This is a genomic window from Mycobacterium sp. shizuoka-1, from assembly GCF_002723835.1.
In the GTDB taxonomy this organism is placed as follows: Bacteria; Actinomycetota; Actinomycetes; order Mycobacteriales; family Mycobacteriaceae; genus Mycobacterium.
Genome location: NZ_BEWG01000137.1, coordinates 1 through 2,792, shown reverse-complemented (window position 1 = coordinate 2,792; position 2,792 = coordinate 1). Strand labels below are relative to the sequence as shown.

Here is a 2,792-nt window from a genome sequence, read left to right as displayed (position 1 = left end):
CCGACTCGATGGTGGGTCTGCTGATCAACACGGTGCCGGTGCGGGCGCAGATCAGCGCGTCGACGACGGCGGCGGATCTGCTGGGGCAGTTGCAGAATGATCATGCCCTGACGTTGGATCATCAGCACTTGGCGCTCAGCGAGATACATCGTGTCACTGGGCACGACCAAGTCTTCGACACGTTCTTCGTCTACGAGAACTATCCGGTCGACGCCGCGACGTTGTCTGGCACCGACGGATTGACCGTCACCGACTTCGCCCATCACGAAACCAACCACTATCCGCTGTCGATCCAGGCGATCCCCGGTGACGAGCTGACCCTGCGGGTCGAGTACGACACGGATATCTTCGACGCGACCGGTATCGATGCATTCATCGGCCGGCTCACCCGCGTGGTGGCGGCGATGATCGCCGATCCCACAGCGCCGATGTCGGCCGTTGACCTGCTTGGTGCGGACGAGCACGCTGTGCTGGATCGATGGGGTAACCGTGCGGTGCTTTCCCAGCCGGCACCGGCGTCGACGTCCATTCCCGAGTTGTTCGCGGCGCAGGTGATGCGCGCTCCGGAGGCGGTGGCCCTGACCTTCGCTGGACGTTCGTGGACCTACCGCGAGTTGGATGAGGCCACGAATCGGTTGGCACATGTCCTGGTGGGCAAGGGAATCGGGCCGGGGCAGCGGGTGGCTGTGATGTTGCCGCGGTCGGCTGAGGCGATCGTGTCGATTCTGGGGGTGCTCAAGTCGGGCGCGGCGTACGTGCCGATCGACCCGGCGGCGCCGTCGGCGCGGATGCAACTGGTTCTCGATGACGCCGTGCCGGCGGCTGCGATCACCAACCCCGAGTTGGCGCAGCGGCTGGCCGGCCAGAACCTGCCGATCATCGACCCCAGCGACCCCATCGTCGACGATCAGCCCAACACTGCGCCGCCGGGGCCGGCGCCCGACGACATCGCCTACCTGATCTACACCTCGGGTACCACCGGCGTGCCCAAGGGCGTCGCCATTGCCCACCACAACGTCGGGCAGCTGATCGACTCGCTGCAGGCCACCGCCCTTCCGGAGCAACGGGTCTGGTCGCAGTGCCGGTCGTACGGTTTCGATGTTTCGGTCCAGGAGATCTTCGGTGCACTGCTCGGTGGCGGGCGACTGGTCGTGGTGCCCGAATCGGTGGCCCACGCACCCGAAGAGCTCCAGGCGGTACTGGCCGCTGAACACGTCACGGTGTTCAGTACCACTCCGTCTGAAGTGGGGATGCTCTCGCCGGATGCCCTCCGATCGGTTGCGCTGATCATCGGTGCCGAACCGTGCCCGACCGAACTGATGGACCGGTGGGCACCCGGACGCGTCATGATCAACGCCTACGGCCCCACCGAAACGACGGTGGATGTGGCGTTGAGCTCTCCACTGGCAGCCGGGTCCGGGGCGGTGCCGATCGGACCCCCCATATCCGGCGCCGCGTTGTTCGTCCTCGACAGTTGGTTGCGGCCGGTCCCGCCCGGGGTGGTCGGCGAGTTGTACATCGCCGGGCGCGGTGTCGGAGCTGGCTACCTGGGGCGCGCAGGCCTGACCGGGACACGTTTCGTCGCATGCCCGTTCGGCGGAGCCGGAACCCGCATGTACCGCACCGGCGACTTGGTGTGGTGGGATCGCGACGGCCAGCTGAGATATGTCGGGCGCGCCGACGAGCAGGTCAAGATCCGTGGGTACCGCATCGAACTCGGCGAGGTGCGCGCCGTGCTGGCCGGCCTGGACGGCGTGCAGCAGGCGGTGGTGATCGCCCGCGAGGACCGACCTGGCGAGAAGCGCCTCGTCGGCTACGTCACCGGTACCGCAACTGATCTCGACTCGGCTGCTCTGCGCGCAACCTTGGCTGACCGCCTCCCGGACTACATGGTTCCGGCGGCGATCATCGTGATCGACGCAATACCGTTGACGGTCAACGGGAAACTCGACCGACGGGCCCTGCCGGCACCGGAGTTCTCCGGGACCAGCCATTACCGCGCGCCGGCCGGCGCCGTCGAAGAGGCTCTCGCCGACATCTACGCCACGGTGCTCGCGGTGCAGCGCGTCGGCGCGGATGATTCGTTCTTCAACCTCGGCGGGGATTCGCTGTCCGCGATGCGCCTGATCGCTGCGGTCAATACCGCTCTGAATACCCGGCTTTCGGTGCGCGCGCTGTTCGAAGCGCCCACGGTCGCCCAGCTCGCAGTGCTGATTGCGGGGAAAGAGGCTCCGCCTGAGCCGGTGGCTGCCGAGCCGGTGCCGACACCCGTCGTCGCCAAGATCAGCTCGACCGCTCCCAGCGGGAGTATGCGGATAGCGGACGTGCTGCCGCTGACCCCACTGCAGCAGGGGTTGTTGTTCCACGCCAGTGCGGGGCTGGGCGGCGACGATGTGTATGCGGTGCAGCTGTACGTGAGTTTGAGTGGTCCACTGGACCACGACAAGCTGTGTTCGGCAGTGCAAGCGGTTGTGGCCCGGCATCCGAATCTGGCCGCCCGGTTCTCCCAGCGATTCGCCGAGCCGGTACAGGTGATCCCGGCCGAGCCGACTGTGCCCTGGCAATACTTCGAGCTCGACGGCGACGATCTCGAACGGCAGATCGCACAGGTGTGCGCCGCCGAGCGTAATGCGGTGTGCGAGTTGGCCAATGAACCGGCATTTCGGGCGGCGTTGATTCGCACCGCGCCGGATCGCTACCGGTTTGTCTTGACCAATCATCACATCGTGTTGGATGGGTGGTCGTTGCCGATCCTGCTGGGTGAGGTGTTCGCCATCTACTACGGGCAGCGG

1 protein-coding gene is annotated in these 2,792 nt (G+C 66.3%); it reads left to right on the top strand.

The features are described 5' to 3' along the window. Positions 1 to 2,792 (top strand): non-ribosomal peptide synthetase (locus tag MSZK_RS30980; RefSeq protein WP_142390049.1); only part of this gene is annotated, 2,792 nt, incomplete at both ends.